The sequence below is a fragment of the Caballeronia sp. INML2 genome, from assembly GCF_023631365.1.
Taxonomy (GTDB): Bacteria; Pseudomonadota; Gammaproteobacteria; order Burkholderiales; family Burkholderiaceae; genus Caballeronia; species Caballeronia turbans.
The window spans coordinates 56,642-82,235 of the sequence record NZ_JALQDH010000124.1 but is presented as its reverse complement, the minus strand read 5'-3'; the positions used below and the strand labels follow the sequence as shown (position 1 = coordinate 82,235).

General features: G+C 62.0%; 25 protein-coding genes. 5 read left to right on the top strand and 20 right to left on the bottom strand.

All coding sequences use genetic code 11. The features are described from left to right. The 3 genes from NCT32_RS35175 to NCT32_RS35165 are packed head-to-tail and all read left to right on the top strand — an operon-like array spanning position 1 to position 2,598. Entirely contained in the window at positions 1 to 1,359 is a 1,359-nt protein-coding gene (locus tag NCT32_RS35175) for an NAD(P)H-dependent oxidoreductase (protein WP_061121456.1), read from the top strand. 37 nt (positions 1,360 to 1,396) lie between these two features. Beyond that, positions 1,397 to 1,708, top strand: a complete 312-nt coding sequence (locus tag NCT32_RS35170; protein WP_061121455.1) for a putative quinol monooxygenase — start codon at positions 1,397 to 1,399, stop codon at positions 1,706 to 1,708. Further along, complete coding sequence (locus NCT32_RS35165; RefSeq protein WP_250477555.1) at positions 1,705 to 2,598, top strand: NAD(P)-dependent oxidoreductase; 894 nt, start codon at positions 1,705 to 1,707, stop codon at positions 2,596 to 2,598. The genes NCT32_RS35170 and NCT32_RS35165 overlap by 4 nt, the downstream gene beginning before the upstream one ends. A 164-nt stretch (positions 2,599 to 2,762) precedes the next feature. Here NCT32_RS35165 and NCT32_RS35160 read toward each other — a convergent pair whose 3' ends face one another. The 10 genes from NCT32_RS35160 to NCT32_RS35115 all read right to left on the bottom strand — a co-directional run bounded on the left by NCT32_RS35160 (position 2,763) and on the right by NCT32_RS35115 (position 12,683). After that, positions 2,763 to 4,304 (bottom strand): amidase, encoded by a 1,542-nt coding sequence (locus NCT32_RS35160; protein WP_250491396.1) that lies wholly within the window; start codon positions 4,302 to 4,304, stop codon positions 2,763 to 2,765. Between the two features lie 24 nt (positions 4,305 to 4,328). Continuing rightward, positions 4,329 to 5,093, bottom strand: coding sequence for an SDR family NAD(P)-dependent oxidoreductase (locus NCT32_RS35155; RefSeq protein ID WP_061121453.1), 765 nt, complete (start codon positions 5,091 to 5,093; stop codon positions 4,329 to 4,331). 45 nt (positions 5,094 to 5,138) lie between these two features. Then, positions 5,139 to 5,789 carry an ANTAR domain-containing response regulator gene (locus NCT32_RS35150; RefSeq protein ID WP_061121452.1) on the bottom strand — a complete coding sequence of 217 codons (651 nt, stop codon included), beginning with the start codon at positions 5,787 to 5,789 and terminating at the stop codon, positions 5,139 to 5,141. A 1-nt stretch (position 5,790) separates the two neighbouring features. Next, entirely contained in the window at positions 5,791 to 6,945 is a 1,155-nt protein-coding gene (locus tag NCT32_RS35145; protein WP_250491395.1) for a transporter substrate-binding domain-containing protein, read from the bottom strand. A gap of 81 nt (positions 6,946 to 7,026) precedes the next feature. Next, positions 7,027 to 8,013, bottom strand: a complete 987-nt coding sequence (locus NCT32_RS35140; RefSeq protein WP_061121450.1) for an acetamidase/formamidase family protein — start codon at positions 8,011 to 8,013, stop codon at positions 7,027 to 7,029. Positions 8,014 to 8,026: 13 nt separating this feature from the next. Further along, complete coding sequence (locus NCT32_RS35135) at positions 8,027 to 8,734, bottom strand: ABC transporter ATP-binding protein (RefSeq protein WP_250477557.1); 708 nt, start codon at positions 8,732 to 8,734, stop codon at positions 8,027 to 8,029. Then, positions 8,731 to 9,441: an ABC transporter ATP-binding protein gene (locus NCT32_RS35130; RefSeq protein ID WP_061121448.1), complete on the bottom strand. Its 711-nt coding sequence runs from the start codon at positions 9,439 to 9,441 to the stop codon at positions 8,731 to 8,733. The genes NCT32_RS35135 and NCT32_RS35130 overlap by 4 nt, the downstream gene beginning before the upstream one ends. Then, positions 9,438 to 10,508, bottom strand: coding sequence for an ABC transporter permease subunit (locus NCT32_RS35125; RefSeq protein WP_250491394.1), 1,071 nt, complete (start codon positions 10,506 to 10,508; stop codon positions 9,438 to 9,440). The genes NCT32_RS35130 and NCT32_RS35125 overlap by 4 nt, the downstream gene beginning before the upstream one ends. A gap of 9 nt (positions 10,509 to 10,517) precedes the next feature. Further along, entirely contained in the window at positions 10,518 to 11,387 is an 870-nt protein-coding gene (locus tag NCT32_RS35120; protein WP_061121446.1) for an ABC transporter permease subunit, read from the bottom strand. A gap of 60 nt (positions 11,388 to 11,447) precedes the next feature. Continuing rightward, a complete protein-coding gene (locus NCT32_RS35115; RefSeq protein WP_250491393.1) occupies positions 11,448 to 12,683 on the bottom strand; it encodes an urea ABC transporter substrate-binding protein in 1,236 nt (411 codons plus the stop codon). A 615-nt stretch (positions 12,684 to 13,298) separates the two neighbouring features. Here NCT32_RS35115 and NCT32_RS35110 point away from each other — a divergent pair. Continuing rightward, the gene (locus NCT32_RS35110) at positions 13,299 to 14,225 is read left to right on the top strand and encodes an aldo/keto reductase family oxidoreductase (protein WP_284508625.1); all 927 of its coding nucleotides are present in this window, start codon (positions 13,299 to 13,301) and stop codon (positions 14,223 to 14,225) included. A 167-nt stretch (positions 14,226 to 14,392) separates the two neighbouring features. Then, a complete protein-coding gene (locus NCT32_RS35105) occupies positions 14,393 to 16,000 on the top strand; it encodes an acyl CoA:acetate/3-ketoacid CoA transferase (RefSeq protein ID WP_250491391.1) in 1,608 nt (535 codons plus the stop codon). 290 nt (positions 16,001 to 16,290) lie between these two features. Here the strand turns inward: NCT32_RS35105 and NCT32_RS35100 are convergent, their stop codons facing one another. The 10 genes from NCT32_RS35100 to NCT32_RS35055 form a co-directional block, all read right to left on the bottom strand. After that, entirely contained in the window at positions 16,291 to 17,106 is an 816-nt protein-coding gene (locus NCT32_RS35100; RefSeq protein WP_284508624.1) for an IclR family transcriptional regulator, read from the bottom strand. A gap of 24 nt (positions 17,107 to 17,130) precedes the next feature. After that, entirely contained in the window at positions 17,131 to 17,934 is an 804-nt protein-coding gene (locus NCT32_RS35095) for a shikimate dehydrogenase (protein WP_250491389.1), read from the bottom strand. Further along, the gene (locus tag NCT32_RS35090; RefSeq protein ID WP_061121439.1) at positions 17,931 to 19,553 is read right to left on the bottom strand and encodes an acyl CoA:acetate/3-ketoacid CoA transferase; all 1,623 of its coding nucleotides are present in this window, start codon (positions 19,551 to 19,553) and stop codon (positions 17,931 to 17,933) included. The genes NCT32_RS35095 and NCT32_RS35090 overlap by 4 nt, the downstream gene beginning before the upstream one ends. A 69-nt stretch (positions 19,554 to 19,622) precedes the next feature. Continuing rightward, positions 19,623 to 20,474: a fumarylacetoacetate hydrolase family protein gene (locus NCT32_RS35085; protein ID WP_061121438.1), complete on the bottom strand. Its 852-nt coding sequence runs from the start codon at positions 20,472 to 20,474 to the stop codon at positions 19,623 to 19,625. 27 nt (positions 20,475 to 20,501) lie between these two features. Then, positions 20,502 to 21,242: a hypothetical protein gene (locus tag NCT32_RS35080; protein WP_061121437.1), complete on the bottom strand. Its 741-nt coding sequence runs from the start codon at positions 21,240 to 21,242 to the stop codon at positions 20,502 to 20,504. Between the two features lie 16 nt (positions 21,243 to 21,258). Further along, complete coding sequence (locus tag NCT32_RS35075) at positions 21,259 to 22,053, bottom strand: enoyl-CoA hydratase/isomerase family protein (protein WP_061121436.1); 795 nt, start codon at positions 22,051 to 22,053, stop codon at positions 21,259 to 21,261. 22 nt (positions 22,054 to 22,075) lie between these two features. Next, positions 22,076 to 22,927 (bottom strand): ABC transporter ATP-binding protein, encoded by an 852-nt coding sequence (locus NCT32_RS35070; protein WP_250491388.1) that lies wholly within the window; start codon positions 22,925 to 22,927, stop codon positions 22,076 to 22,078. Then, positions 22,924 to 23,448, bottom strand: coding sequence for a MaoC/PaaZ C-terminal domain-containing protein (locus NCT32_RS35065; RefSeq protein WP_250477561.1), 525 nt, complete (start codon positions 23,446 to 23,448; stop codon positions 22,924 to 22,926). The genes NCT32_RS35070 and NCT32_RS35065 overlap by 4 nt, the downstream gene beginning before the upstream one ends. Before the next feature lie 25 nt (positions 23,449 to 23,473). After that, positions 23,474 to 24,418, bottom strand: a complete 945-nt coding sequence (locus NCT32_RS35060; RefSeq protein WP_250477562.1) for an ABC transporter substrate-binding protein — start codon at positions 24,416 to 24,418, stop codon at positions 23,474 to 23,476. A 133-nt stretch (positions 24,419 to 24,551) separates the two neighbouring features. Continuing rightward, the gene (locus tag NCT32_RS35055) at positions 24,552 to 25,412 is read right to left on the bottom strand and encodes an ABC transporter permease (RefSeq protein WP_250491387.1); all 861 of its coding nucleotides are present in this window, start codon (positions 25,410 to 25,412) and stop codon (positions 24,552 to 24,554) included. Between the last annotated feature and the right edge of the window lie 182 nt (positions 25,413 to 25,594).

Below are 25,594 nucleotides of genomic sequence, written 5' to 3'. Positions count from 1 at the left end.
ATGAATCTCTCCAGTCTGCTCCAGGCACGCAACGCTTCCGGACGCCCCGTACGCGTCGGCCTGATCGGCGCCGGCAAGTTCGGCTCGATGGTGCTGTCGCAGGCCCGCCATATCGAAGGGCTGCATGTCGTAGGCGTCGCCGATCTCGACGTCGGCAAGGCGCGCGCATCGCTTGCGCGAGTCGGCTGGCCTGCCGAACAATACGGCGCACGCACCCTCTCCGATGCCGTCGAGACCGGCGCCACCTGCGTCCTCGACGATGCCGCCGCACTCGCCGCCTGCGGGGAAATCGAATGCATCATTGAAGCGACGGGCCATCCGATCGCCGGCGTGCGTCACGCACTGGCCGCAATCGAAGGCAACAAGCATGTGGTGATGGTCAACGTCGAGGCCGACGCGATGTGCGGCCCGCTGCTCGCCGCCCGCGCTCGCGAGCGCGGTCTCGTCTACAGCATGGCATACGGCGATCAGCCCGCGATCATCTGCGAACTGGTGGACTGGGTGCGCTCGTGCGGCTTCGAGCTGATCTCGGCTGGCAAGGGCATGAATTTCGAGCCGCGCTATCGCTATTCGACGCCGGACACGGTATGGAGCTTCTTCGGCTGGACCGAGGAAGAAGTGGCCAAGGGCGACTTCAACCCGAAGATGTACAACTCCTTCACCGATGGCACGAAGGCCGCGATCGAAATGGCTGCGGTCGCGAACGGAACCGGCCTCGACTGTCCGGACAACGGCCTCGCCTTTCCTCCCGCTGGCCTGCATGATCTGGCGCGCGTCTTTCGGCCGGCGCAAGACGGCGGACGCTTGTCGCGCAGCGGTCTCGTGGACATCGCCGCGAGCCAGGAACCAGACGGCCGCGAAGTGCTCAACAACATCCGCTACGGCGTCTTCGTCACGTTCAAGGCGCCGAACGAATACGCGCGCGCGTGCTTCAAGCAGTACGGCCTGCTCGTCGATCCGACCGGCTGGTACGGCTCGATGTGGCGTCCGTTCCACATGATCGGTCTCGAAACCAGCGTGAGCGTGCTGTCGGCCGTCTTGCGCGGCGAGGCCACGGGTTCGTCCAAGGAATTCCGCGGCGACGCCGTGGCGACCGCCAAGCGCGACCTCAAGCCGGGCGAGACGCTAGACGGCGAAGGCGGCTACGCAGTCTGGGCCAATGCGATCCCGGCATCGAAGAGCCTCGCCATCGGCGGCCTGCCGATCGGGCTCGCGCACAACGTCAGACTCAAGCGCCCGGTCGCCAAGGACACCATCGTGCGCTTCGAGGACGTCGAACTGGAACGCGATCTCGATGTCGTCGCGCTGCGTCGCGAGATGGAGCAGAGCGCGCTCGGCAAGCCCGCGAAAGCAGCGTGAAGTGCGCACATCATGTGCATCGATTGGAGAGTCCAGCATGGATAGCCGAACGGAAGCATTCGTCGTCGTCGCGGAGTTCGAAGTGAAGGCCGAGTGTGTGCGCGACTTCCTTGCACTCGCACGCGACGACGCGCGGCACTCGCTTGCCGACGAGCCCGGTTGCCGGCAGTTCGACATCGTCCAGTTCGAAGAAACGCCGGCGCGCGTCATGTTCTACGAGGTGTACGACAATCGCGCCGCGTTCGATGCGCACTTGCAGACCTCGCACCTCGATCGGTTTCGTGCCGGCTTTCCGGCGCTGATCGTGAAGGAGCGTCCGGTGTGCTTCGGCCGTCGCGAGCCTGCATGATGCGCGCGAGCCTTGCAGTAGGTTTCATCGGCACGGGCATCATGGGCTTGCCGATGGCCCGGCGCGTGGCCGGGGCCGGCTACCGGGTCGCGGCGTGGAACCGCACCCGGGACAAGGCGGCGCCGCTCGTGTCGGCGGGCATCGAGGTGGTCGGTCATGCAAGCGAAACTGCGCGCGATGCGGACGTTGTCATCTGCATGCTGAGCTCGGGTGCCGCGTGCGACGACCTCCTGCTTGGCGACGACGGGATCGTCGCCAGGATGCGTGCGGGCAGCGTGCTGATCGTGATGAGTTCGATTCCTGTCGATACCGCGCAGCGCCACGCGCAGGCCGCAGCGGCGCGTGACGTCGGCTATCTCGACGCGCCCGTTTCTGGCGGCGAGAAAGGCGCGCAGGACGGCACGCTCGCGATCATGGCCGGCGGCGAGGCGGAGGTATTCGAACGCGTGCGCGCCGTGCTGCAGACGATGGGCCGTCCGACGCGCATCGGCCCGGCGGGCACGGGCCAGCTCGCGAAGCTCGTCAACCAGATGATGGTCGCGAGCACGATCGCCACCGTCGCCGAAGCGATGCTGCTCGCGGAACGCGGCGGCGCCGATCCCGCGCAGGTCCGCGCGGCGCTCCTCGGCGGATTCGCCGACTCGACGATCCTGCGTCAGCACGCGGCACGCATGATCGCGCAGGATTTCAAGCCGGGTGGGCCGGCCAAGTATCAGATCAAGGATACGAAGACGGCGCTCGGTTTCGCGCACAGCGTGGGGCTGGAGCTGCCGGTGCTGGGGCTCGTCGACGGCCTCTTCACCGACATGGTCGAGCACGGTGACGGTGAGCTGGATCACAGCGCGTTGATCCGCGAACTACGCAGGCGCAATGGCTTGCCGGTGGCGTGACGGCGTGACGAATGCATCGCGGCTTTTTCTCACGACTTCGCTTTTCGCATTCGCATCGCCGTTTCCGCGAACAGTCGATCACCACCTCGCGCAGCCAGCGATCGCCTTCGTCTCGGTGGACTTTCGACCGGCTTGACCCATTCGCCCCCCCGCCGGGAACCCGGTCAATCGACCCTGCGCACCTTCCGGCGCCCCGTGCCGCACTCATACGCGTACGCATAGCCGAGCAACGCGGCCTCATCCCACTGCCGTCCGACGAAGATCAGCCCGAACGGGGAGCCCGACCGATAGTAGCCCGCCGGCACTGCGATGCCCGGCAGACCCGCGATATTGATCTCGCCGACCGTCGTCTCCTGGATGAGGTCCTTGCCGTGAAGCGGCGGAAGCTCGCATCGCATCTGCGGAAAGACCAGCGCGTCGAGCCGATGCGTGCTCATCACCCTATTGAAGATCGTCAGATAGCGCGCCTTCAGTTCGATGAATTCGGGCATCTCGGGCGGCAGCGACGGATCGGCCAGCGCCGAGCGGAAATCCGCGAGGCTATGCAGATAGCCAAGCACGCCTTCGGGGCCGAATGCATCGTCGTCCCTCGTCGCTTCGGCGAATTCCGCGAAGCTCTTGAGCGGCGCATGCTTGCCGAGCCGTTGCAGATACTTCTCGAGATCGTACGGAATGGATTCGAGACCGCGCGCATCGAAATGCTCCAGCGGCGGCGTCGGCTTCCTCAAGTCGGCGAAACCGGAGCCCGAGAAAGGATCGTCCATCAGGACCGCGCCCAGCCGCGTCAACTCATTCTTCACGCGCTCGTACAGCGCGGCGGCTTCATCCGAAAGCGGCTGCGCGCGCCATCCGGGGCCGTATAAGCCGATACGCTTGCCCTTCAACGCGTCCGGCTTCAGCGCCGACGCATAACCGCTCTCCGGTTGACGGCCGACGCTGGCGAGCGTCTTCGGATCTTCGCTCGAATAGCCGGCAAGCGCGTCGAGGCACAGCGCCGCATCCCGCACATTACGCGCAATCGGTCCCACGACGTCGCGATTACCGGACAGCGGAACGACGCCCGCGTTCGGCACGAGCCCGATGGTCGGTTTGATGCCGACGAGATCCTGCGCCGAAGCCGGGTTCTGGATCGATCCGCCGGTCTCCTCGGCGAGTCCGAGCACCGCCATGCCCGACGCCACCGCCGCTGCCGTCCCAGCGCTGCTGCCGCCCGGCACGCGGTCGGGCATTGACACATTTATGGTCGGCCCGGCCCAGCTATCGTTCGCATGCGATCCGGTGTGACTCAGAATCGGCACGTTCGTCTTCCCGAGCAGGATCGCGCCCGCGCGCCGCATGCGCGCAACGACCGGCGCATCGCGCTCGGGCATCAGATCGATGCCGCCCCGCTTGCTGTACAGCTTCGCCCATCCCGCCGTGGTCGGAAAGCCGACCATGTCCATCGGATCCTTGATGACCACCGGCACGCCCGCGAGCGGCCCCAGGGATTCACCGGCAGCACGCCGTTCGTCGATTCTGCGCGCATCGTCGATTGCATCCGGGTTCAGGAAGATCAGCGCGTTGTACTTCACGTTGTCGCGCTCGATTCTGTCGAAGCAGGCACGCGTCAGTTGCTCGGCCGTAAACGTGCCCGCCCGAAAACCCGCCTGCACGGCGTCGACCGTGAGAGCGTCCAGATCGATGTCCTTTGCACTGCCCTGTTCCATTCGATGCTCCTGTTGAATTGCCGCTCAAAGCTGCACGCCGCGCGTGAGCGCACCATCGACGACGAAGTTCGCCCCGCTCACGAAGCTTGCCGCCGGACTCGCGATAAACGCCACCGCGTTGGCGATTTCCTGCGGCCGGCCCATGCGTCCGGTCGGATTCAATGCGAGCGCGCGTTCGAACAGCGCTGCATCGTTATGTTCGATCCAGTCCCATACGCCGCCCTCGAAATACACGTTGCCCGGCGACACAGTATTCGCTCGGATGCCCTTCGACGCGAGTTGATTGGCGAGCCCCTGCATGTAGTGAACGAGCGCGGCCTTGAATACGCCGTACGGCCCCGCCGCGAAGTCGATCTCGCGTCCCGACACGCTGGATATCGCGACGATCGAAGCGGCCCGGCTCGCCTCGAGAAACGGCATGGCGGCATCGACGAGATTGACCGTTCCGAGCAGGTCCGTCTCGAATTCCTTGCGCCACGATCCGATGTCGTTGCCGATCGCAAGCGCACTCACGTTGGCCACGATGATGTCGAGCCCGCCCCACTGCGCACCGACACGCGCGACCCACGCCTTGAGCGCATCGCCGTCCGATACATCGATGGCCGCGCCCGATGCCCGTGCGCCGCTCAGTTCGGCGAGCACGCTCGCGGTCGCTTCGACGGCGGCTTCGTCGCGCGCGCAGATGGCCACATCCGCGCCTTCCGCTGCCAATGTTCGTGCTATGGCAAGCCCGATGCCCTTGGTGCCGCCGGTGACGATCGCCTTCAAGCCTTTCAGTTGCAGGTCCATGTTTGCCGCTCCTGTGCGTGTCGATCAGAAAACGTGACGGCGCGCTCACTCTTTCTCGCGCCCGTCCCCGGATGTCATGCCGCGCGCAATCTGCAACACTTCGCCCGCCTGAATGACGGAATGACAGATATCGTCGATGGTCACGCGCTTCTCCATCGCCTGAGCGCGCAGCATGTCGTATGCATCGCGCTCACTCACGCGATGCATGATCATCAGAATGTTTTTGGCTTCCTGCAGATGCCGGCTGTCGAGCAGTTTCTGTTCGAGCTTGGCGATGCGCTGCGCGTGCTGACGCGAACGCTTCGCGTGATGCAACGCCATCACCACGGTCGACAGCAATCCCGATGCGCGAATCGGCGTGGTGACGATGCCATCGGCGCCGAGCTTGATGGCCTGATCGATGAACGTCGGATTCTCATAGGCCACCACGCAGATCAAGGGCGGCGCATCCGGTCCGGACCATTCGCCCTTCGGCGCACGCTCTTCCGGCAGTAGCGCGCGAAACACGAGGTCGACGCATTCGGGCAGCGTGTCCGTCGGCGGCCAACATCGCTCCACCTGAAAGCCCATGCGCCGCAGATGGTTCGCGAGCGTTTGCCCGTCGTCGTCATCCGGATGGAAAACGACCACGCGCGCATTGCGCTCGAGGATCGAACTGGTGAGGCTTCGCTGGCCTCTGTCCGCGCGCGCGCTCACGTCAGTAATCCCGCGTGCTCAACTTCGTGACCCAGTCCCCGAGCGTCTGACGCGTCATGTACGGATCGGGGCCGACAGCGAACTTCGATTCGCGCAGGATGGTGAACTGGCCGTGCGCATTCGCCCGGCCGATGCGCGGATAAAGCGCCATGTGATGATTCACGGGATCGATGCGCACGCGGCCTTGCGGCGCGGCGAATTCCGAACCGAGCAGATGCGGCATGATGGTCGCAAGCTCGTCCGAGCCTGCGCGCGCGAATGCTTCGGCGAACATGTGCATCTGGTAATACGCAGCCTCCCAGTTCATGTCCGTGGGCGTATCCGTGCCGTAGCGCGACTGATGATGCGCGACCGCGCGATGATTCTCTTCGGTGTCGATGCTCTGGAAATAAGGCGCCGCCGTGATATGCCCCGCCGCGATGCCGCGTTCCATCGCGTGAATTTCGGTCTCGGAGGTATTGAGACTGCCGATGGGCATCGTGGCCGGATCGAAGCCGGCATGCGCATAGGCATCGTAGAGGTACGGCACGGTCTCCCCGATCACCGTGCAGAAGATCCAGTCCGGCGACTTGCGCCTGATGTCCGCAATGACGTGCGCGAACTGATCGCGCGTCGCATCGAGCGGCAGATACCGCTCGCCGAGAATCGCGCCTTCAGGATGCTGAAGCAGCAGTTCCTGCATCGTACGATTGCACTCGTACGGATAGACATAGCTCGAGCCGACGAAGTACACGCGCGCGCCGAACGTCTCGGTCATGAAGTCCGCGAGCTGCACACCATTCTGATTGGGCGACGCGCCGCTATAGATGATGTTGTCCGAATACTCGAAGCCCTCGTACATCTGCGCGTAGATCAGCAGACGGTTGTGCTTTTCGACGACGGGCAGCATCGCCTTGCGACTGGTCGACGTATAGCCGCCGAAGATGGTATTGACGCCGTCCTTCACGATCAGCCGCTCCGCAAGCTCACGAAACGACACCGGATCGGAGCCGGGATCGTAATGAAGGACGACGAGTTCGCGTCCGTCGATACCGCCGCGCGCATTGATTTCCTCGACAGCGAGGCAGGCGCCGCGCCACTGAGACTGCTCCAGCAACGCGGTCGAACCGCGCGTCGAGCACAGCAGGCCCACTTTGATGGGGTCGGACAAAGCCATTTCGTGACACGCTCTCTAATGCGCGCGAAGCGGTCCCTCCGCGCTTTGGTCGTCTCTGCTTCTATTCGTCTGACAGATGTTTTACTTGAGGTAGTGCTTGGCGACCATCGCGCCAACCGTGTATTTTGGATCGACAAAATTGCCGAGGCGAACGCGCCCGACCTGACTCAGCATCATGTACGCGTCCCACTTGTCGAAGCCATACTCGGCGGCCATCCATAGCACGAGTTCGCGATAGGCGATGCGCGTCGCATCCTCAAGCGGCCGCGCGCTGCCGATGCTCATCAGCGCATCCTCGTTTTCGAGCCGCGGCCAGTCGATCTTCCATCCTTTGATGAGATCGACGCGAACGGTCGTCGTGCTTTGATACTCCACTGCCGTGCCGCACACTTCGCCGTCGCCCTGACAGGCATGCGCATCGCCGATAAAGAGACGCCCGCCTGGCGAGCGAACCGGCAGATACGTGATGCTCCCCGGCCCCATGTCCGGCACATCCATGTTGCCGCCGTGATTGTCGGGCGTGAGCGAATTGATCGAATCTATTTCCGGCGAAAGACTCAACGTGCCGATATGCGGCTTATACGGCAACGTGTTGCGCTTGCTCCAGTACACGTTCTCTTCGTCGATCCTGATCTTGCGCACGACTTCCGGCAAAGGCTCGTTGAGCAGCGCGGTGTAGTCGGTGCCCGTCAGTCCGCCGAAGTTCGGAATCATGCAGCAGAAGCCGTGCGGATCGTCGCCGCGCGGCGCCATCTTCTCGATGTACACCGCGACCACATCGCCCTTCTCCGCGCCTTCGATCATGATCGGCCCGTTCTGCGGATTGAGAAACGGCACCTGGAGCACCTGAGAGGGCTTGTCGGTCTCCTCCCTGATCTTGCCTTCGAAGGCATCGCGCGTTTCCACCACGACGCGATCCCCGGGCTTCACGTGCAGCACCGGCTGCGAATACGGCCCGATGGTGTAGTGATATGTCTTCTGCTTCTCTTCGGTGAGGTGATGCTCCACCGGTTCCCGATCTGCGCCGACACCGCGCTTCATCATGATCGATTCTTCAAGCCATTTCATGTTCCGCTCTCCGTCACAGTGCCAGATACTGGCGAATCAGTTGCTCGTCTCCGAGTTGCGCGGGGCTCAATGTTTCGACGATACGGCCCTTGTCCATCACGCAGCAGCGTGTCGCGATACGCTCGACCATGCCCATGTCCTGCTCGACGAGCACCACGCCGATGCCCGTCTCGCACGCGATCTGCTGCAGCGTCTCGCCGATCAGATCGACGATCGACGGCTGTATGCCTTCCGAGGGTTCATCGAGCAACAGCACCTTGGGCGCGCTGATGAGCGCGCGCGCAATGGCGAGTTGCTGCTGTTCCCCGCCGCTCATGGTCCCGGCCTTCTGCGTGTAGCGCTTCTTCAGGATAGGAAAATAGCCGACGACCTGCTCGCGCATCTGCGCTGCCTGCGCGCGATTCGCCTGCGCGCCGACCTGCAGGTTTTCGGCGACCGTCAGCGCGCCGAATATCTCGCGGCCTTGCGGCACGTAGCCCATGCCTTTCTGCGCGCGAACGTACGGTTTCTCGTGGCCGATCGCTTCGCCGTCGAGCCTGATTTCACCGGCATCGAGTTTGACGAGACCGATCAGCGCGCGCATCAGCGTGGTCTTGCCGACGCCATTGCGCCCGATCAGCGCCAGCACCTCGCCTCGCCCGATGCCGACCGATACGCCGTTGAGCACCCGGCCGCCGCCATATCCCGCTTCCACGCCTGACACCTCGAGCAACGCGCTCATTTCTTCTTCCCCAGATAGACTTCCGCGACATCGTCGCGCGCGAGGATGTCTTCGAGCGGCCCGTCCGCGAGCAGGCTTCCGCCGTGCAGGACCGTCACGCGCGACGCGATCTGCTTGACGAAGGTCATGTCGTGCTCGACCACCATCATCGTAAGACCGGCCGCCGACAGACGCTTGATCAGCTCGCCCGTCGCGTGCGTTTCCTCCACCGACATACCCGCCACGGGTTCATCGAGAAACAGCAGTTTCGGCCGCAGCGACACGGCCATCGCGATTTCGAGCCACTGCTTCTTGCCGTGCGACAGATTGCGCGCGAGCACGTGCTCTTCGTTTTCCAGCATGAAGCGTTGCAGCAATTCGTCGAGGCTTTCGGGGCGATCGTCCTTTGCGCGATGCAGCGACAGTGTCAGATGCTGGCGCACGTTCAGGTCCGGGAACACGCCGGGAATCTGGAACTTGATGCTCATGCCCATGCGGATGCGCTCGTGCGGGAGCACATGGCTCATGTCCTGGCCAAGAAACATCACGCTGCCTTCCGAGGGACGATGCTCGCCCGTGATGAGCTTGAAGAACGTGCTCTTGCCCGCGCCGTTCGGCCCGATCACGCAGCGAATCTCGCCCGCGTCGATCCTGAAGTCGATACCGTTGATGACGTGCGCGCCACCGAAGTGCTTCTTGAGTCCGCGCGTTTCGAGTAGCGTCGTCATGACTTCCCCTCCTCTCGCTTGAGACACGCGCCACCGTGGCGCGTGCCGTCGCTCGTGCGGCTGGAGAGACGTTTGAGCTGCCGCGTGACGAAGGGCAGCAGGCCTTCGGGCGCGGCCAGCACGACGATCAGCAGGATCGCCCCTAGCAGGATCAACGCGTACTGGCTGCCGTACACCGCGAGATTCTGCGAGAGCCAGACGAGCAACGCGGTGCCGAGAATGGTTCCGCCGATGCTCTTGCGGCCCGACGTCGCGACCCAGATGACGGGCATCGCGGCGGCCGTGAGACCCATCGTCGATGGTGTGATGTAGGCGCCCCAGATGGTGTACAGCGCGCCCGACACGCCACCCAGCGTGCAACCGAGCACGAACACGAGCAATTGATGACGGCGAATATCGACGCCCAGCATCTCCGCACGTTGCGGGTTCTCACGGATCGCGATGAGCGTGAGACCGAAAGGGCCGTCGAGCAGCTTGCGCATGACGGCGTACACCGCGATCAGCAGGATCAGCACGAGGTAATAGAAGCTCGCGTTCTCCAGCGTGAGCGGTCCGCCCGGCCAGGGAATCGTCAGCGGCGACATGCCGCCCATGCCGTTGTAGCCGTTGAGCCTCGCCTCGCCGATCGCCCACTGCGGCCCGGCCGTCTGCGACATGAAGGTCTCGAGCACGAGCGTCACCGAAAGCGTGACGATGCCGATGAACACGCCCTTGATGCGGCCATAGAAGATCATGTATCCGATCAGCGTCGCGACCGCGACGCTCACCGCCAGCCCCGCGCCGAGACCGAGCCACGACTCGAACCACGTGTCGTTGTAGTTCAGCGTGAAGATGCCGTAGCTATATCCCGACAGCCCGAAGAAGGCCGTCTGTCCGAACGACAGGATGCCGCCATAGCCCCACATCGCCGCAAGGCCGACCGCGCTGAATGCCCATAGCAGGCAGTACGCGAGATTGCCGCTGGTGTTCGCATCGACGACGAGCGGCAGACACAGCGCAATGAGCCACGGCACGGTTTGCAGCGCACGGGTGGAAGCGCTCATGGATGGCATTTTCGTTTGCTTCACGTCTGCCTCCTAGCGCAAGCGGGTGAAGAGATTACCGAGGCCTTGCGGCATCAGCCGGATCACGACGATGACCGTCACCAGCAGGCCGATCTGCCCGAACAGTTGCCCGTAAGACGCCGTGAGCCCCGTCTGGATGATGGCGAGCACGCCAGCGGCCGGTGTCGTACCGGCGATCACGTTCGCGCCGCCGACCACCACCGAAACGAAAGCCTGCACGATGAAGTTACTGCCCATCGTCGGCACCGCCGTCATCGTCGGGGCGTAGAGCGCGCCGGTGAGACCCGCGAGCCCTGCGCCGAGCGCGAAGGTCAGCGTGTAGAGCCGGTCCGTGCGCAGGCCGAGGCATTGCGCGATATTCGCGTTCTGGATCGTTGCGCGTGCGCAGACGCCGTAATTCGTCTTGAAGAACAGCAGATAGAGGCCGAAAAGAATCGCCAGCGCAATGAGCGGCAGCACGGCGCGATAAGTCGAAAACGAATAATCGCCGAGCGAGAACGAGCCGAACGGCGTGCCGATGCCTTCGATGGATGGACCGGCGACGAGCAGCATCGTCTGCTGCACGATGAGGCTGATCGCCCATGTCGCCACGACGGAATCGAACAGCCGGTCGTAGAGGTGACGGATCACGAGCCTTTCGACGATCACGCCCGCGAGCGCCGCGGCGATCGCGCCCAGCAGCATGGCGAGCGGCAGCGGCACGCCGCGCTTCGCCGCGATGATGGTGACGTACGCCCCGCACATGATGAACTCGCCGTGCGCGAGATTGATGACGCCCATCATGCCAAAGATCACCGCGAGACCGAGCGCCGCGAGCACCAGATAGGCGAAGTTGTCGCCGAACTGATAAACGAGCGAATAGACATTCGGTAGAGTGGCCATGCATCCTCCACGTTCAGGAGGCCGGCGCCCTGCGTCTGTCGAACGCGCGCCGGCCTCGGATCAGGACTTCTTGGGAAGATTCGACGGCGTGTACTGACGGTGATCCGGCTTGTTCGGCAGATCGCATCCGACCTTTCCGAGCCAGTACGGCTGGACGTCGTCCCACACCTTCGGAATGTCTACGGAGTGATCTTCCTTCACGTGCACCAGATAGATCGTGTGGCTCGCGTGGTGGCTCTTCGGATCGATGCAGACCTTGCCCTGCGCGCCCGTCGTGCAGATGTCGCCGCTTTCCAGCGCCTTGCGCACCGCATCCTGACTCGTCGACTTCGCCTTTTCCACGGCCGCCTTGTAGAGGTAGATGGCGTCGTAGGCGTTCGCCGCTTCCTGGTTGATGTACGGCTCGTTCGGGAACTTGGCGTGAAAGCGCTTCTTGAAGTCGTTGCTCGCCGGTGAATCCACTTCTTCGACGTAATTCGCGGTCACGTACATGTCCTTGAGCGCGGGCGGTTTGAAGCGCTTGTGCTCGTATGCCTGACCGACGTTGACCGAACTCGCCATCGGAAGGTTCAGATGCGCCGACGCCTGTTGCTCGTAGTACGAGGCCTGATTCGCGCCGACCAGCAGCGTGACGACGAAGTCGGGCTTTGCCTTTTGAATGTTCTGGATCGTCTGGCCGAACTGCGACACGGACAGCGGAATGAATTCCTCACCAGCCATCGTGCCGCCGTTTTCCTTGACGATATTGCGCACCCATTCCGCCGAAATCTGCCCGAAGTTGTAGTCGGCTGCGATCGTGTACACCTTCTTGCCGTACTTCTGCATCATCCATGGAATGAGTGTCGAGAATTGCTGCTCCGGCACCGCGCCGGTGACGAAAGTGTTCGTATCGCAGACGCCGCCTTCGTACTGGTTGTCGTACCAGTAAAGCTGATGGGCACGGTCCATGATGGGCCGAATCGCTTCGCGCGAGGCGCTGGAGAACGCGCCGAAGATGACATCGGGCTTGTCCGTCTGGACGAGGCGCCGCGCGAGTTCCTGAAACTTGGTGTTGTCCGACTGCGTGTCGTACGCGATCAGCGTCACCGGACGTCCGAGAATGCCGCCCTTCGCGTTGATTTCATCGACCGCGAGTTGTGTGGCGTGGATCTTCGGAATGGTTGCCAGTGCGAAGTTTCCCGAAGCGTCCTCGAGCAAGCCGATTTTCACGGGATCGGCGGCGCTCGACGCGAGCGAAGTCAGTGCAAGTCCTGCGGTGAGGGCGAGACGCATCCAGCCCGACGGCTTCAGCAACATGCGGGTTCTCCAGTGATGAGCGCTATAACAAGGGGGAAATTTCGGACAAAAAAAAGCCCCCTGACGAACCGTCGGTTCGTCAGGGGGCTTCTGTGCCGAGTCCTCGGGCGGACATCTTTGTCGGGCCTCGAGGAATGGGCCCAGTCTAAAGCGCCGTATTTTTGCTTGTCAACATTGATCAAAAATCTTCAGGCAGGCCATATTGGCGCATCACTCGAGCAACTGGCTTGTGATTGGCTGCAAGGCCGCGAGAAGCGAGCCATCCCCTGATGGAACGGGACGCGGGCCGCTGATAATCAATGAGCTCTCGCTGTCCCTCACGAAACGCAGGCGCGGCAATTTTTCAAGAAGGTCGATTTCCGTCGTCAACTGCCCGACCTTTCTATCGAGCGTGGAAATCTTCGCCTCATGTGTCTCGATACCACGGCCCGATGGAGCCGGAGGATATCTGATACACCGGACGGCGAATGTAACCGGTATCATTTCGCGACACGATACACAGCGTCTGCTTGTAGGGAATCTCCCTACACAGCCCGTTTTCCAGCTTTGCATGAGCCACATTAAAGTAAGGTCCTATCCGGTTTCATCCTGAAACCGCACACACAAGGGGGTCAAATGAATGAAGAGGCAAGCGCACCTGCCGAGAAGCGAAGCCTGGACACACTGGCCGCTATCGGCTGTTCGAAGGTTGTAGCCGGATTGTGGCGCGTTCGCGAGTGGAACATGTCCGCCGCTCTACTGAATCGCTACGTGCAGGAAAGCATGACGCTGGGCGTCACGACGTTCGATCACGCCGACATCTATGGCGGCGGCGAAGTCGAAGCGCTTTTCGGCGATGCGCTGACGCAGACGCCGTCGTTACGCGACAGAATGCAGATCGTCAGCAAAGCGGGAATCAGGCCGCGCGGTTCCTCTGCGGGTGCCGTCCGGGTCAAACACTACGATACGAGTCGCGCCTATCTGCAAGCAGCAGTCGAACGCTCCTTGCAGCGTCTGAAGACAGATCATCTCGATCTGTTTCTCATTCATCGCCCGGACCATCTGGCGAACAACGACGAGATCGCCGACGCGGCAGAAAGCCTCATACGGCAGGGCAAAATTCGCGCGTTCGGCGTTTCGAATTTTACGACGCGACAGTTCGATTCGCTTCGCGCCAAAGTCCCGCTCGCGACCAACCAGATCGAGTTCTCCCCTTTCGAACTTCAGGCATTGGACGATGACGTTTTTACCGGGCTGTCATCGGCATCGGTGTCGCCGATGATCTGGTCCGCGCTCGGAGGCGGACGTCTTTTCTCCGAGACCGACGAACTCGCGCTCCTGCTTCGCCGCGAGTTGACCACATTGGCGGAGAAATACAACGCATCCTCCTGGGTTTCGATCGTCTATGCGTGGATCTTCACGCTCCCCTGTGCGCCCTACCTGCTCGTGGGTAGCCGACGCGTGGAGTCGTTGCAGCAGGCGCTTGAGGGTCTTCGCATCGAGTTGAGTCGCGAAGACTGGTACGCAATCCTCGAAGCCGCGCGCGGGAAACCTGTTCCATAAGACATCGGAGCCGGCAAGAAACCAGCGCTGTTAGGGCCTCAAATCGCTACAGAAATGCCAAACCCGAGATTACCCCGATGGAGCGTCATCAACAGTGAGACCATAATGAGACCGGTTACATTGTTTAGGGCAGGTCCGCCCGCCCTTGGTCCGAACCGAGAAACACCATGCAACGAATCACCCCTGACGAAGCAGCGAGCCTGGTGCGTACGGGCGACACTCTCCTGATCAGCGGATCGGGCGCCGGGCATGCCGTACCCGAGGCATTGCTCGCGGCAGTCGGACAGCGGTTCCGCAACGAACAACAGCCGCGCGGCCTGACATCGATCAGCGTAGTAGGAATCGGAGACCGTATCTCGCTGGGCGCCGATCATCTCGCACAGGTCGGGCTGATCAAGCGCGCCATATCGGGCGCGCTCATCGATTCGCCGGGCCTGTTGAAGATGGCTGCAAACGATCTGATCGAGGCCTACACGCTGCCGCAGGGCGTCCTCTCGCAGCTTATGCGCGAACTGGCCGGCGGACGGCCGGGATTGATCACGAAAACGGGCTTGCATACCTTCATCGATCCTCGCCAGCGAGGTGGCCGACAAAGTCCGAGGACGGAAGAACAACTCGTCGAACTCATTCACCTCGACGGCGAAGAGTGGCTCCGCTTCAAACCGCTTGCCATCGATGTTGCGTTTCTCCGTGGCACCACAGCCGACGAGGACGGCAATATCACCATGGAACAGGAGGCCGTGCTGGGCGAAATGCTCGCCATGGCACAGGCAACGCGCCGTGCTGGAGGCGTGGTCGTCGTGCAGGTGAAACGAATGGCACGCAGCGGCACGTTGCCGCCCAAACACGTCAAGATTCCGGGCATTCTGGTGGATTTCGTCGTCGTCGAGGCCGAACAGCGACAGACCTACGCCACCTACTACGATCCGAGTTATTCGGGCGAATTGCGCGTGCCAGTTGCCGAGATCAAGCCCATTGCGTTCGGCCCGCGCAAAGTAATCGTGAGACGGGCGGCGATGGAACTGTATCCGTCCGCTATTTGCAATCTCGGCGCCGGAGTCTCGACGGGCTTGTCGACCGTCGCAGCCGAAGAAGGATTGCTCGATGCCGTCGTGCTGACGAATGAACAAGGGCTGATTGGAGGCGCACCCATCACGGGCCGTGACTCGGGCGGAGCGCAGAACTTCGCCGCCATGATCGAGCAGACGTCACAGTTCGATTTCTACGATGGCGGTGGCCTCGACCTCGCCTTTCTCTCCTTTGCGGAAGTGGATGCGCAAGGTAACGTCAATATCAGCCGCTTCGGCGACAAGATCGTCGGGGTGGGAGGCTTCGTCAATATCAGTCAAAACGCGAAACGCGTGATTTTCAGCGGCACCTTCACGGCCGGCGGTCTGGAAGTGCAATGGACGCATGGTCGCGCGACTGTCATTCGGGAAGGTCAGCATCGCAAGTTCGTCGGCGCGCTGGAGCAAATTTCCTATAGCGCTGCATTCGCCAGACAACGCGGAAACTCCGCTTTGTTCGTGACGGAGCGGGCCGTGTTCCGGGCTGGAGAGGCGGGGCTTGAACTGGTCGAAATCGCGCCGGGCATCGATCTCGAGCGCGATATCTTCGGGCAAATGGCATTCAGGACGCCCGTCGCTTCGGATGTGCGGGAAATGGACGTCCGACTCTTCGGCACGGGCCTCATGGGTCTCGCCGAGGACATGTCACGTAAGGAGCGACGCTATCGCTCCGAGCGGGTTGCCGAATGGTCCCGCACGCATGGCTGACAGGTTCGCCAACTTTCACGCTTCAGCGGAAGTTGTCTCGAGACGATCATTGAAATCGGGTAAGGCGCGTGATCAAGTCCATTGAAGCCCTAAACGTTAAGCCTTTAGGGGTTGCGGGCGTGAGGAAGAACTCGCGAAGGCCGTTGTGTCGCTGGCAACGGGATGTCTTCCGTTCAGTACAGGAGAGGCCATTCATATCGATGGCGGGCTTCACATCCATCGTGTCTGACTTGTTCGCAGCATGACCGGATTGGCGGCTTCTTAGCCTAGACCCGTGAGCTTCCGCTAGCTCACGCAGCGATCATATTGCTCGCGGTCGCCAACTTGCTGGAACGCGTACGCAGCGGCCAGAAGGACGCCAGTTCCGTCGCGGCCTGCATGACCAACGGCGCCATCTCGACGATACGGCTTTCCGTCATGCGCGCGCTCGGTCCCGCCACGCTGACGACGCCCAGCGCCGGGCCGCCGCTCGGTGGACGAATGGCCGCCGCTATCGCGCTCACGCCCGGCTCGCCTTCGTTCAGCGCGATACCGTATCCGCGATTCCTCGTCGCCTCGATCTCTTGCAGAAGCGCGTCCAGCGAACGGATGACGTTCGGGCCGTACTTCTCGGCATCGCCGAATCCCACGCGCAGCACATTCTCCGCCGCTTGCTCGGTGGCCAAGGTAGCGAGCCATGCCTTGCCCGTGGCCGTCGCGTGCAGGGGCACGGTGTTGCTGCCCAGCGTGGGTTGATAAAGCAGGCCGCCCGTTGCGCCCTGCGCGTGCGCGACCCATGTCAACGAGGACCCGTCGACCACCGCCAGTCGCACAAACTCGCGGGACTGGCCCGCGAGACGATCGACCAGCGGCTGGCAGATATCCGGGATGCCTGTGGCGACGAAAAATCGCTGCCCCAGGATGGCGAGCCGCATCGAGAGTCGATAAAAACCGGTCTCCGCGTCCTGTTCGGCCCATCCGAGATCGACCAGAGTCGCGAGCAATCGATGGGCACCACTCTTCGGCAGATCCAGTCGCGTTGCGATCTCACCGAGCGGCATCGTAACAGCACCGTCCGCGAGCAATTCGATGATGTCAAGGCAGCGCTCTGCGGGAATATGAGCCATAAGATTACCGGTCAAAAAAAGAAACTACGTGCGTGCGACGAAGAAGTTCATGATGGCGTCGATCTGGCCGGAATGCATATCCCGGCCATCCGCCCACTGACAGCCATGATCGAGCGCCGCCTGAATGAAGGCGGTCGGCGACGAGGACAAGACGACATCGCCCATCAACGTGTCTGAAGTCACCGCACCCGGATCGCCCGGCAGGCCGTCGCCCGAACGCATGCCCACAGGCGACGCATTCACGATCATGTCGATATCGCTACGATCGTCGCTTGCGGTCCGCACATCGCACTCGGGAAACACCTTCGCCAACGACGCAATGAGCGATTGCGTCTGCCGCGGGTCCAGATTGACGATCCGAATCGATTGCACGCCGGCGTTTGCGAGCGCGCATGCGATAGCGCTTCCCGCCCCGCCCGCGCCAAACTGCAGCACGCGCCGGCCGCGAACGCGCGCGCCCTTCGCAAGAAGACCTCGAACGAAGCCTTCGCCGTCGAACATGTCGCCTGTCCAGGAACCGTCGGCCTCGCGCCGCAACGCATTGACGGCGCCAATGCAGGAGGCCGTCGGGCCGAGGCGGTCCGCGAATGCCGCCACGCGCGCTTTCAAGGGCGCCGTGACAAGGAAGCCATCGAGGTTGCCCAGAGCCATCAACGCGGGAATGATCTCCGCACATCGGTCAGCGGGCACTTGCATCGGGACCAGAACGGCGTCGATGCCTGCGGCCGCGAACTGCTCGGTGTACACCTGCGGTGAGCGCACCTGAACAATCGGATCCCCGACGATGCAAAACAACCGGGTCTTTCCCGTGATGGTAGGCGCGCTCATCGCTGGGCGCCTCCAGCGCGGGAATTATGCCATTTCGCAACGCGCTCGGATCGGTAGCGCCTTGCCTTGCCATGTACGTCCGCGCCAAGCCCCATGAGAGCGGGATTGAAGATTCGCGCGTCCATTTCCTTGAGCACCTTCGACACAGCCGGTCTGAATCCCATGTGCGCAATCACGTCGCGTTCCACATCGACGCCCGGTGCAATCTCGATCAGCTCGAGCCCATGCTCGCCGATCGTGAATACCGCGCGTTCGGTGACGAAGAAAGCAGTTTGACCCTTCGCGCGCGCCATCGACGCGCTGTAGCAGATCTGCTCGAGCTTCGGCACGAATTTCTGATGCCGCCCCTCCTGCCTGATGATCGTGCGGCCCTGCTCCCAACCCACGTCGAGATCTCCTGCGGTCAAGGTGCCGCTGAAGACCATACATCGGGCGTTCGCACTGATATTGATGAAGCCGCCCACGCCGATGATCTTGTCGCCGAATCGGGACACGTTGACATTGCCCTGCGCATCGACCTCTGCGAACGAAAGGAACGCGACGTCGAGTCCGCCGCCATCGTAGAAATCGAACTGCGCGGGCTGCTCGATCATGGCGGCGAAATTCTGGCCGCCCCCGGAATCCCTTCCGGTGATTGGTGCGCCGCCGATGATCCCCTGTTCGTTGGTCAGATAAACCGCGTCGAGCAAACCTTCCTCGGCGGCCACGGTGGACAGGCCCGTCGAGATTCCCGCGCCGAGATTGCAGATCGCGCCCGGGAAAAGCTCCATCGCTGCGCGTCTGACAATGACTTTACGGGCGCCGAACGGCAAAGGCTTGATGCCTTCCACCGGAATCCGCAGTTCGCCGGAGTAGCTCGGGTCATAGTACGTCGCGTAGGTCTGCCGCTGCTCGGCATCCACGACCACGAAATCCACCAGAATGCCGGGGATTTTCACCTGCTTGGCCGGCAAGGTTCCGCGCTTGGCCATCCGCTTGACCTGAACCACGACGATGCCGCCCGCGCGGCGCGTCGCCTGCGCCATGGCGAGCATTTCGCCGAGGACCGCTTCCTCCTCCATCGTGACATTACCGTCTTCATCTGCCGTCGTCCCGCGAAGGAATGCGACGTTGACCGGCACGGGCTTGAAGAAGAGCCACTCCTCGCCCGCGAGATCGACGACTTCGACGAAGTCCTCCGGCGTACACGGGCTCTGTCGCGCACCTTGCTGGCGCGGATCGACAAACGTATGGAGTCCCGTCTTGGTCAGGAGCCCGGGGCGCCCGGCGGCCATGTCGCGCATCAGTTGCGAGAGGACGCCTTGAGGAAGCGTGTAGGCTTCGATCTTGTTTTCGGCGGCCAAATGCACCAGTCCGGGCGAGTCGACCAGCGCGCTCGTGATCGCACGACGCAGCAAGCCCTCGTGCGCCAGATGGCTTGCGCCCAGCGCCGCGCGGTCTCCCACGCCCACTACGCTCACGGACGTGAGTCCCTGCGGCTTGCGTTCTTCGAGAAAGCGCCGCTCCACGGCTGCAAGCAACGCCTCCGGCACCGAATGCCCCCCGCCCGATCCGCTGATGAGGATCGCGTCCCCGTCCTCGATCAGCTTCGCCGCTTCATCTGCAGTTATTCTTTCCATGATCCGCCCAGTCTTTCGTGGTCACTCGACGTGCGCGGCCGCCTGCTGCGAAGCGGCCCGCAAGGTCGATCACTGTTCGCCCCAACGCAGAACGCGCTGTTCCTGCACACCGAGCCCGTCCACGCCGAGCCGCATGACGTCGCCGGGCTTCAGATAAGCCTCCGGCTTCATGCCCAGGCCGACGCCCGGCGGCGTGCCGGTGGTAATGATGTCGCCCGGCTGCAAGACTACGTACTGACTCGTTTCGGAAAGAATCTTCGCGATCGAAAAAATCATGTCGCTGGTCGACGAGTTCTGGATGCGCTTGCCGTTCAGTTCGAGCCAGAGCCCGAGGTTCTGCACGTCAGCGATTTCATCGGACGTGACGAGCCACGGACCGATGGGGCCGAAGGTGGGAAACATCTTTCCTTTCTGCCACTGGCCGCTTCGTTCGAGCTGGAACTCGCGCTCCGACACATCGTTGCAGATGAAATAGCCCGCGATGTAATCGAGCGCCTCGGACTCCTCGACATAGTGAGCGCGCTTGCCGACGACGAAGGCAAGCTCCACTTCCCAGTCGGTCTTAGTCGACCCTTTGGGAAGGAGCACCGGATCGTTCGGACCGGACACGCAGGACGGCGCCTTGCTGAAGATGATGGGATCCGTCGGGATCGGCGCGTTTGTCTCGATGGCATGCTGAACGTAGTTCAGGCCGATGGCCAGGAACGTCCCGGGTTGCGCGATGCACGGCCCAAGACGCGTATCGGCTGCGACGACCGGAAGGCTCTGCACGTCGATCTCTTTCAACTGCTGAAGGCCATCGCCCGCAAAAAACGCGGGATCGAAATCCTTGCAACGGTCGCCGAGGTCGCGAATCTGACCTTGCGCGTCAATGATGCCCGGGCGCTCCTCGCCGGGTTGCCCGTGTCTTACCAGTTTCATCGCAGTCTCTCTTGAGTGGTCTAGCGTTCAAATGTCTGCCGGAGCATGTGCCAGCCGGCAGATCTCCAACGAATAAGTTGTGCCGTCGGGGCGCACCGTCACACCGAGCGATTCGAGCTTCCGGGCGTCGAGAAGATCACGGGCGCTTTCGGCCGCTTCCGGTGTGGTGGTTTCGACGAGTACTACCCAGGCGGGCACGTCGAACTCACGCGTGCTCGACTCAGCGGTGTCGATATGGCTGCCGGATTGATCGGCCATGTAGAGATGGCAGGCGACGACGCTCGTCAACGCAGCGGCACGCGGAAACACCTCCGTGCAGAGATATGTCTTCATCGCTTCGGCCCGCGCCGCGGGCACATCCAGACGCAATGCGAGCACATGACCGCCGCTACTCGACCCGACCGAGTGCACGATTCGGCATACCGCTCTGGATGTGTTTCGGAAGTAGCGCAACGTATCGACCGTTGCGGGCGTCGGCGCGTTCAGACGTTCGAGATAAGCCGGCGACACCACCACGTTCAGATCGACCGCCTCGTACATGGTCAGCCACTCGGGCGAGTGACCCGAGCGGACATACCGGCGTCCGCGTCGGAAGCCAGGAATCGAAAGCCTTTCGGGGATGTGCTCCTTGTCATGCCACTCATAAAACTGCTCGCGGCCTTCGGATACCACATCGTTCCAGACGAGAACTGCGCCGTCGCCCAGCAAGGCCGAGTCAGCGGCCTGCGCGTTTTCGGTCATGCCGATTTCCAGGTTCGTAACACTCATGATCTTTGCTTAAGCCTTAATGGCCCTTGAACGACGGTGGGCGCTTGGAGAAGAACGCATCCACACCTTCATGCAGGTCTCTGCTGTCGAATATCTTCTGGAGCGCCACGGTCGACATCGACAGGCCCGCATCGAGCGGGAAATCTTGCGCGGCATCGACGAGTTCCTTGGCGAGGCGATTCGACACCGGCCCTCGCGCGGCGATGGTTCCCGCAAGTTCGAGCGCGGCATCCAGCGCGGTTCCGTCATCTGTCACGCGATCGACCAGACCCCACGACAGCGCCTGCGCGCAATCGATCGTTTCGCCTGTGAACAACATCAGCTTGGCTCGCGCCGGGCCGACTAGGCGCGTGAGTCTCAGCGAACCGCTACCGGCGAGCCCGCCCAGACGCGATTCGGTCAGGCCCATCGCCACGCCGTGTCGCGCCACGCGCAGATCGCAAGCCAGGGCGAGTTCGAGACCGCCGCCGAGCGCTGCGCCGTCGATCGCCGCGATAGTCGGCATCGGCAGGCGCGCCAGTTGACGAAGCACCATGTCTTCGAAAAGGATCTTCTTTTCACTGGCCTGTTCGCGAACGCGCGCGAATTCCTTGATGTCGCTGCCCGCGCAAAAGGCGCGCGACTGACTTCCATGCAGAATCACGCAACGGATATCGGCCATTGCGGACACTGCCGAGAACGCCTCGTTCAACTCGCGCAACAAACCGGTCGTGACCAGATTCAGCGGCCCATGACTGATCCCCACGGTGGCGATAAAACCGTTCACCTCGGTCGTGACCAACCGGCTGACGTGTTCCGTTGCTGTGCTCATGTCGTCCTGTCGTTTGCCAGATTTACGATGCGGCCGATGTAGCCTTAGGCACCTCGATGCCGTGCAGCACGCCCATGCGTTCGAAATGCCCATAGATGCGGTCGACGTAGGCTGCAAATTCCGGCGCGTCGCCCAGCACAATGGGACGCGGCCGCGGCAGATGGACCGTAATCTCGTCGACCACCTCACCGGGATTCGGGCTCATCACCAATATGCGGTCTGACAACCCCACCGCTTCTTCCACGCTGTGCGTGATGAAGACGACGGTCGGGCGGCGACGCAGCCACAGCGCCTCAAGGTCCATCCGGACCTGAAGCCGGGTCAATGCATCCAGTGCGCCGAACGGTTCATCCATCAGAAGGACGGACGGATCGTGAACCAGCGTTCTGACGAGCGAGACGCGCTGCCGCATACCGCCCGACAACTGCCGCGGATACTTCTGCATCGCATGCGTCAGACGCAATTGCTCGAACAGATCCTTTGCACGTGCCTCGATCTTCTTCTTCGGCAGGCCGCGAATGTCGGCCTGCAGCATCACGTTTTCGAGCGCCGTTCTGAATTCGAGCAGCAAGTGATCCTGAAACGCGATCCCGACATCGGTGATCGGCTTCGTCACCGGCTTGCCGTTGACCAGAATCTCGCCCTGACTCTGCCTGAGCAGACCCGCGATCATCAGCATCAAGGTGCTCTTGCCGCATCCGGAAGCGCCGACGATGGAGACGAACTCGCCCGGCTGGATGTCGATATTGATTTCCTTGAGCGCCTGAAACGGCTTGTCGCTGTCTTCGCCGAAGGTCTTGGCGACGCGTCGAATACTGATCGGTACGCCGGACTTCGTCGCAGTGCCCCGCTGTTCTGCAACCTGATTACTCATGACTTCCGCTCCTCGCCGCTCGCGGCGGACGAATTACTTGCTGCGACAGCAGAAAGGGGAACCTTGGACACCAGCAAAGCTTTTTTGCCCTTCTGAACGACCCGGTTGTCCTGATCCACGACCGAGACATCGAAGGTCGCGATGGCTTGCGTCGGCCGCGACTTGCTCTCGCGAAGCTCACTGATCTCGTAGTTGACGAAGATCGTGTCGCCGACAAAGATGGGGTTGAGAAACTTCCATTCGTTGATCCCGAGAAACGCGATCGCGGTTTCGCGCAACTCGCCCGTGCGCGCCCACATCAGGCCGTGCGCATAAGCGAGCCCGAGCATGCCGTGCGCGACGCGGCGGCCGAACTGGCTGGCTTGCGCGTACACATCGCTCGTATGAAGTTCGGAGAAGTCGCCTGTAAGGCCTGCGAACCCGACCAGGTCCGCATCCGTGATCGTTCGTCCGGGGCTGCGAAATTTCAATCCGACTTCGAGGTCCGAGTAACGCAGTCCCATGTTTCGCTGTTCAGTCATGACGGTCCTTTAGCTACTTCTTTAGTCACTTGCACGCACGCATGGCCGACGTCGGCGGAAGGAAATCGTTCGTGTAATACGACTTCGGGTCGCGACCCGCGGGCAACAGACCGACCTGCGACAAGAGATCCTGCGTCTTCACCCACTGCGCGTCTTCCGCTTTACCTACGTACTTCGCGCCGCCGCTGCAAAAGAGCGGCGTGATGGCCGCAAGCTCTGCTGTCGCCGTCTTCTCAGACAGATTCGGGAAGACCGCCTTCAGATCCTTGATTGCCTTGGCCGGGTTATCGAGCGCGAAGCTCCAGCCTTTCAGGCTCGCAGCAACGAACTTCTTGACCACCTCGCTGTTCTCCTTGAGATAGGTTTCGTTCGCGAAGATCGACGTGCTGACGGTCGGCACGCCGTAGTCCGCGAAGCGAAAGTTGGTCAACTGCGCGCCTTGCGCTTCCAGCTGAATCTGATACGAATCGATCGATCCCAGGATCGCGTCGACTTGCCCTTGCAACAAGGTCGGAACCATGGACGTCAACGGCATGTTGATCAGGTTCACCTCCGATTCCTTCAGCCCGTTCGCCTTCAGGAAAAGCGGAAGCATCGTCGTTTGAGACGAACCGGACGGAACGCCCACCTTCTTGCCTTTGAGGTCCTTGATCGAGTTGATATTCGTCTTCTTCAGCGCCGAGACTTCGTTAGGGTTGGATTGATAGACTGTCGAGATGACCTTCATCGGCGCGCCCTTCGCGATGAGCTGACTCACCGCGACGGCATCGGCGTAGGCCAACTGCACGCGATTCGCGGCCACGAGTTGAGCTGTATTGCCCGATCCATTGCCTTCGATCAACGTGACGTCAAGGCCCGCTTCCTTGTAGTAACCCTCGGTCAGCGCCGCGGCAAACCCCGCGTTCGAGCCCCCTGCGACCCAATTCAGCTGGAATGTGACAGGCGTCGCTGCGACGGCGGTGGCACTCACTCCAAAAACCAACGCTGACGACACAGCGCTTGCGGCCAGCGTGCGGCTGATAAAACGAAGCATCTTGTTAGTCTCCAAAGGTGTTGGTGTTGGCCACGGCGATATCGGGCCAATCGCTCTTTCGTTCTCGAGGTCAGTTTTTATCGCGCTGCCAGGGTGTCATCGCCCATTCGGCGAATTCGACGATGTAGTTGATGGCAATGCCGATAAAGGTCAGCACGGCAATCACGGCGAAGGTCAGTCCGATGTCCATCGTGCTGGTCCCTCGGAGCAGCACATAGCCCAAACCCTTGTTCGCTCCGACGAACTCGGCGACGATCGCAGCCGTTGCGGCGATGGTGGCGGACGTCTTGATGCCGGAGAAGATGACAGGCAGCGCTGAGGGAAGGCGCAGATAGCGAAAGGTTTGCCACGAGCTCGCGCCCATGGATTGCGTCAGATAGAGCAGACGATTGTCCAGAATCTGAAAGCCGCTGACGCTGGCCAACAGCAAAGGGAAGAAGGTCATGAGGACGGTGAGCAGCACCTTCGACTCGATGCCGAAGCCGAGCCAGACCAGGAACAGCGGCGCCACTGCGATCTTCGGCACGAGCTGGAGAAACATGAGCGGCGGATAAACCACCTGTTTCGCAAGCGGCGACAGCGCGATGACGAGCCCTACCGGGATTGCAGTCACTATCGTCAATCCGAAGCCCCAGACAATTTCCGTCACCGTGACGATCGAATTGCTCCAGAGCTGCGGATATTCCTCGACGAGTCGTGAAAAAACCAGCCCGGGACCAGGCATGACGTACGCGGGAATGTCGAAGAGGCGCACCGCCGCCGCCCAGATTGCGATGATGGCCACGAAGGTCAACGGTGGAAGCAGATTCCAGCCGAGCCGCTTGACTTTGCGCATTCCGGCGGACGGACGTGCTTTGGGACGTTCGGCCGCTCCGGGTTGCCCTCCGTTTCCGCCTTGCAGGCCATCGACCTGCCGCGACGATAACTTCATTGACATCTGTGTCTCCTTCCGCGAGTGAAGTGCAGCGATAGTTCAAGCATTCTCGTGCGCGCCGATCCGATCAGCGTCTGGTGCCTGTAAGACACCAAGATACTACGACGTTCGTTGATTGAACTCTATTCAATCTTGAATGAAAGCTATGTAGGGAGTTTCCCGCATCGTGGTGTAACCCG

Excerpts from the sequence above, each read along its gene's own strand:
- NCT32_RS35170 (WP_061121455.1), top strand. The coding sequence starts at position 1,397 with ATGGATAGCCGAACGGAAGCATTCGTCGTCGTCGCGGAGTTCGAAGTG.
- NCT32_RS35095 (WP_250491389.1), bottom strand. The coding sequence starts at position 17,934 with ATGAGCGCGCCTACCATCACGGGAAAGACCCGGTTGTTTTGCATCGTC.
- NCT32_RS35065 (WP_250477561.1), bottom strand. The coding sequence starts at position 23,448 with ATGACTGAACAGCGAAACATGGGACTGCGTTACTCGGACCTCGAAGTC.
- NCT32_RS35135 (WP_250477557.1), bottom strand. The coding sequence starts at position 8,734 with ATGAGCGCGTTGCTCGAGGTGTCAGGCGTGGAAGCGGGATATGGCGGC.
- NCT32_RS35080 (WP_061121437.1), bottom strand. The coding sequence starts at position 21,242 with ATGAGTGTTACGAACCTGGAAATCGGCATGACCGAAAACGCGCAGGCC.
- NCT32_RS35075 (WP_061121436.1), bottom strand. The coding sequence starts at position 22,053 with ATGAGCACAGCAACGGAACACGTCAGCCGGTTGGTCACGACCGAGGTG.
- NCT32_RS35090 (WP_061121439.1), bottom strand. The coding sequence starts at position 19,553 with ATGGAAAGAATAACTGCAGATGAAGCGGCGAAGCTGATCGAGGACGGG.
- NCT32_RS35145 (WP_250491395.1), bottom strand. The coding sequence starts at position 6,945 with ATGGCTTTGTCCGACCCCATCAAAGTGGGCCTGCTGTGCTCGACGCGC.
- NCT32_RS35055 (WP_250491387.1), bottom strand. The coding sequence starts at position 25,412 with ATGAAGTTATCGTCGCGGCAGGTCGATGGCCTGCAAGGCGGAAACGGA.
- NCT32_RS35140 (WP_061121450.1), bottom strand. The coding sequence starts at position 8,013 with ATGAAATGGCTTGAAGAATCGATCATGATGAAGCGCGGTGTCGGCGCA.
- NCT32_RS35100 (WP_284508624.1), bottom strand. The coding sequence starts at position 17,106 with ATGGCTCATATTCCCGCAGAGCGCTGCCTTGACATCATCGAATTGCTC.
- NCT32_RS35160 (WP_250491396.1), bottom strand. The coding sequence starts at position 4,304 with ATGGAACAGGGCAGTGCAAAGGACATCGATCTGGACGCTCTCACGGTC.
- NCT32_RS35115 (WP_250491393.1), bottom strand. The coding sequence starts at position 12,683 with ATGTTGCTGAAGCCGTCGGGCTGGATGCGTCTCGCCCTCACCGCAGGA.
- NCT32_RS35085 (WP_061121438.1), bottom strand. The coding sequence starts at position 20,474 with ATGAAACTGGTAAGACACGGGCAACCCGGCGAGGAGCGCCCGGGCATC.
- NCT32_RS35070 (WP_250491388.1), bottom strand. The coding sequence starts at position 22,927 with ATGAGTAATCAGGTTGCAGAACAGCGGGGCACTGCGACGAAGTCCGGC.
- NCT32_RS35120 (WP_061121446.1), bottom strand. The coding sequence starts at position 11,387 with ATGGCCACTCTACCGAATGTCTATTCGCTCGTTTATCAGTTCGGCGAC.
- NCT32_RS35175 (WP_061121456.1), top strand. The coding sequence starts at position 1 with ATGAATCTCTCCAGTCTGCTCCAGGCACGCAACGCTTCCGGACGCCCC.
- NCT32_RS35130 (WP_061121448.1), bottom strand. The coding sequence starts at position 9,441 with ATGACGACGCTACTCGAAACGCGCGGACTCAAGAAGCACTTCGGTGGC.
- NCT32_RS35165 (WP_250477555.1), top strand. The coding sequence starts at position 1,705 with ATGATGCGCGCGAGCCTTGCAGTAGGTTTCATCGGCACGGGCATCATG.
- NCT32_RS35105 (WP_250491391.1), top strand. The coding sequence starts at position 14,393 with ATGCAACGAATCACCCCTGACGAAGCAGCGAGCCTGGTGCGTACGGGC.
- NCT32_RS35110 (WP_284508625.1), top strand. The coding sequence starts at position 13,299 with ATGAATGAAGAGGCAAGCGCACCTGCCGAGAAGCGAAGCCTGGACACA.
- NCT32_RS35155 (WP_061121453.1), bottom strand. The coding sequence starts at position 5,093 with ATGGACCTGCAACTGAAAGGCTTGAAGGCGATCGTCACCGGCGGCACC.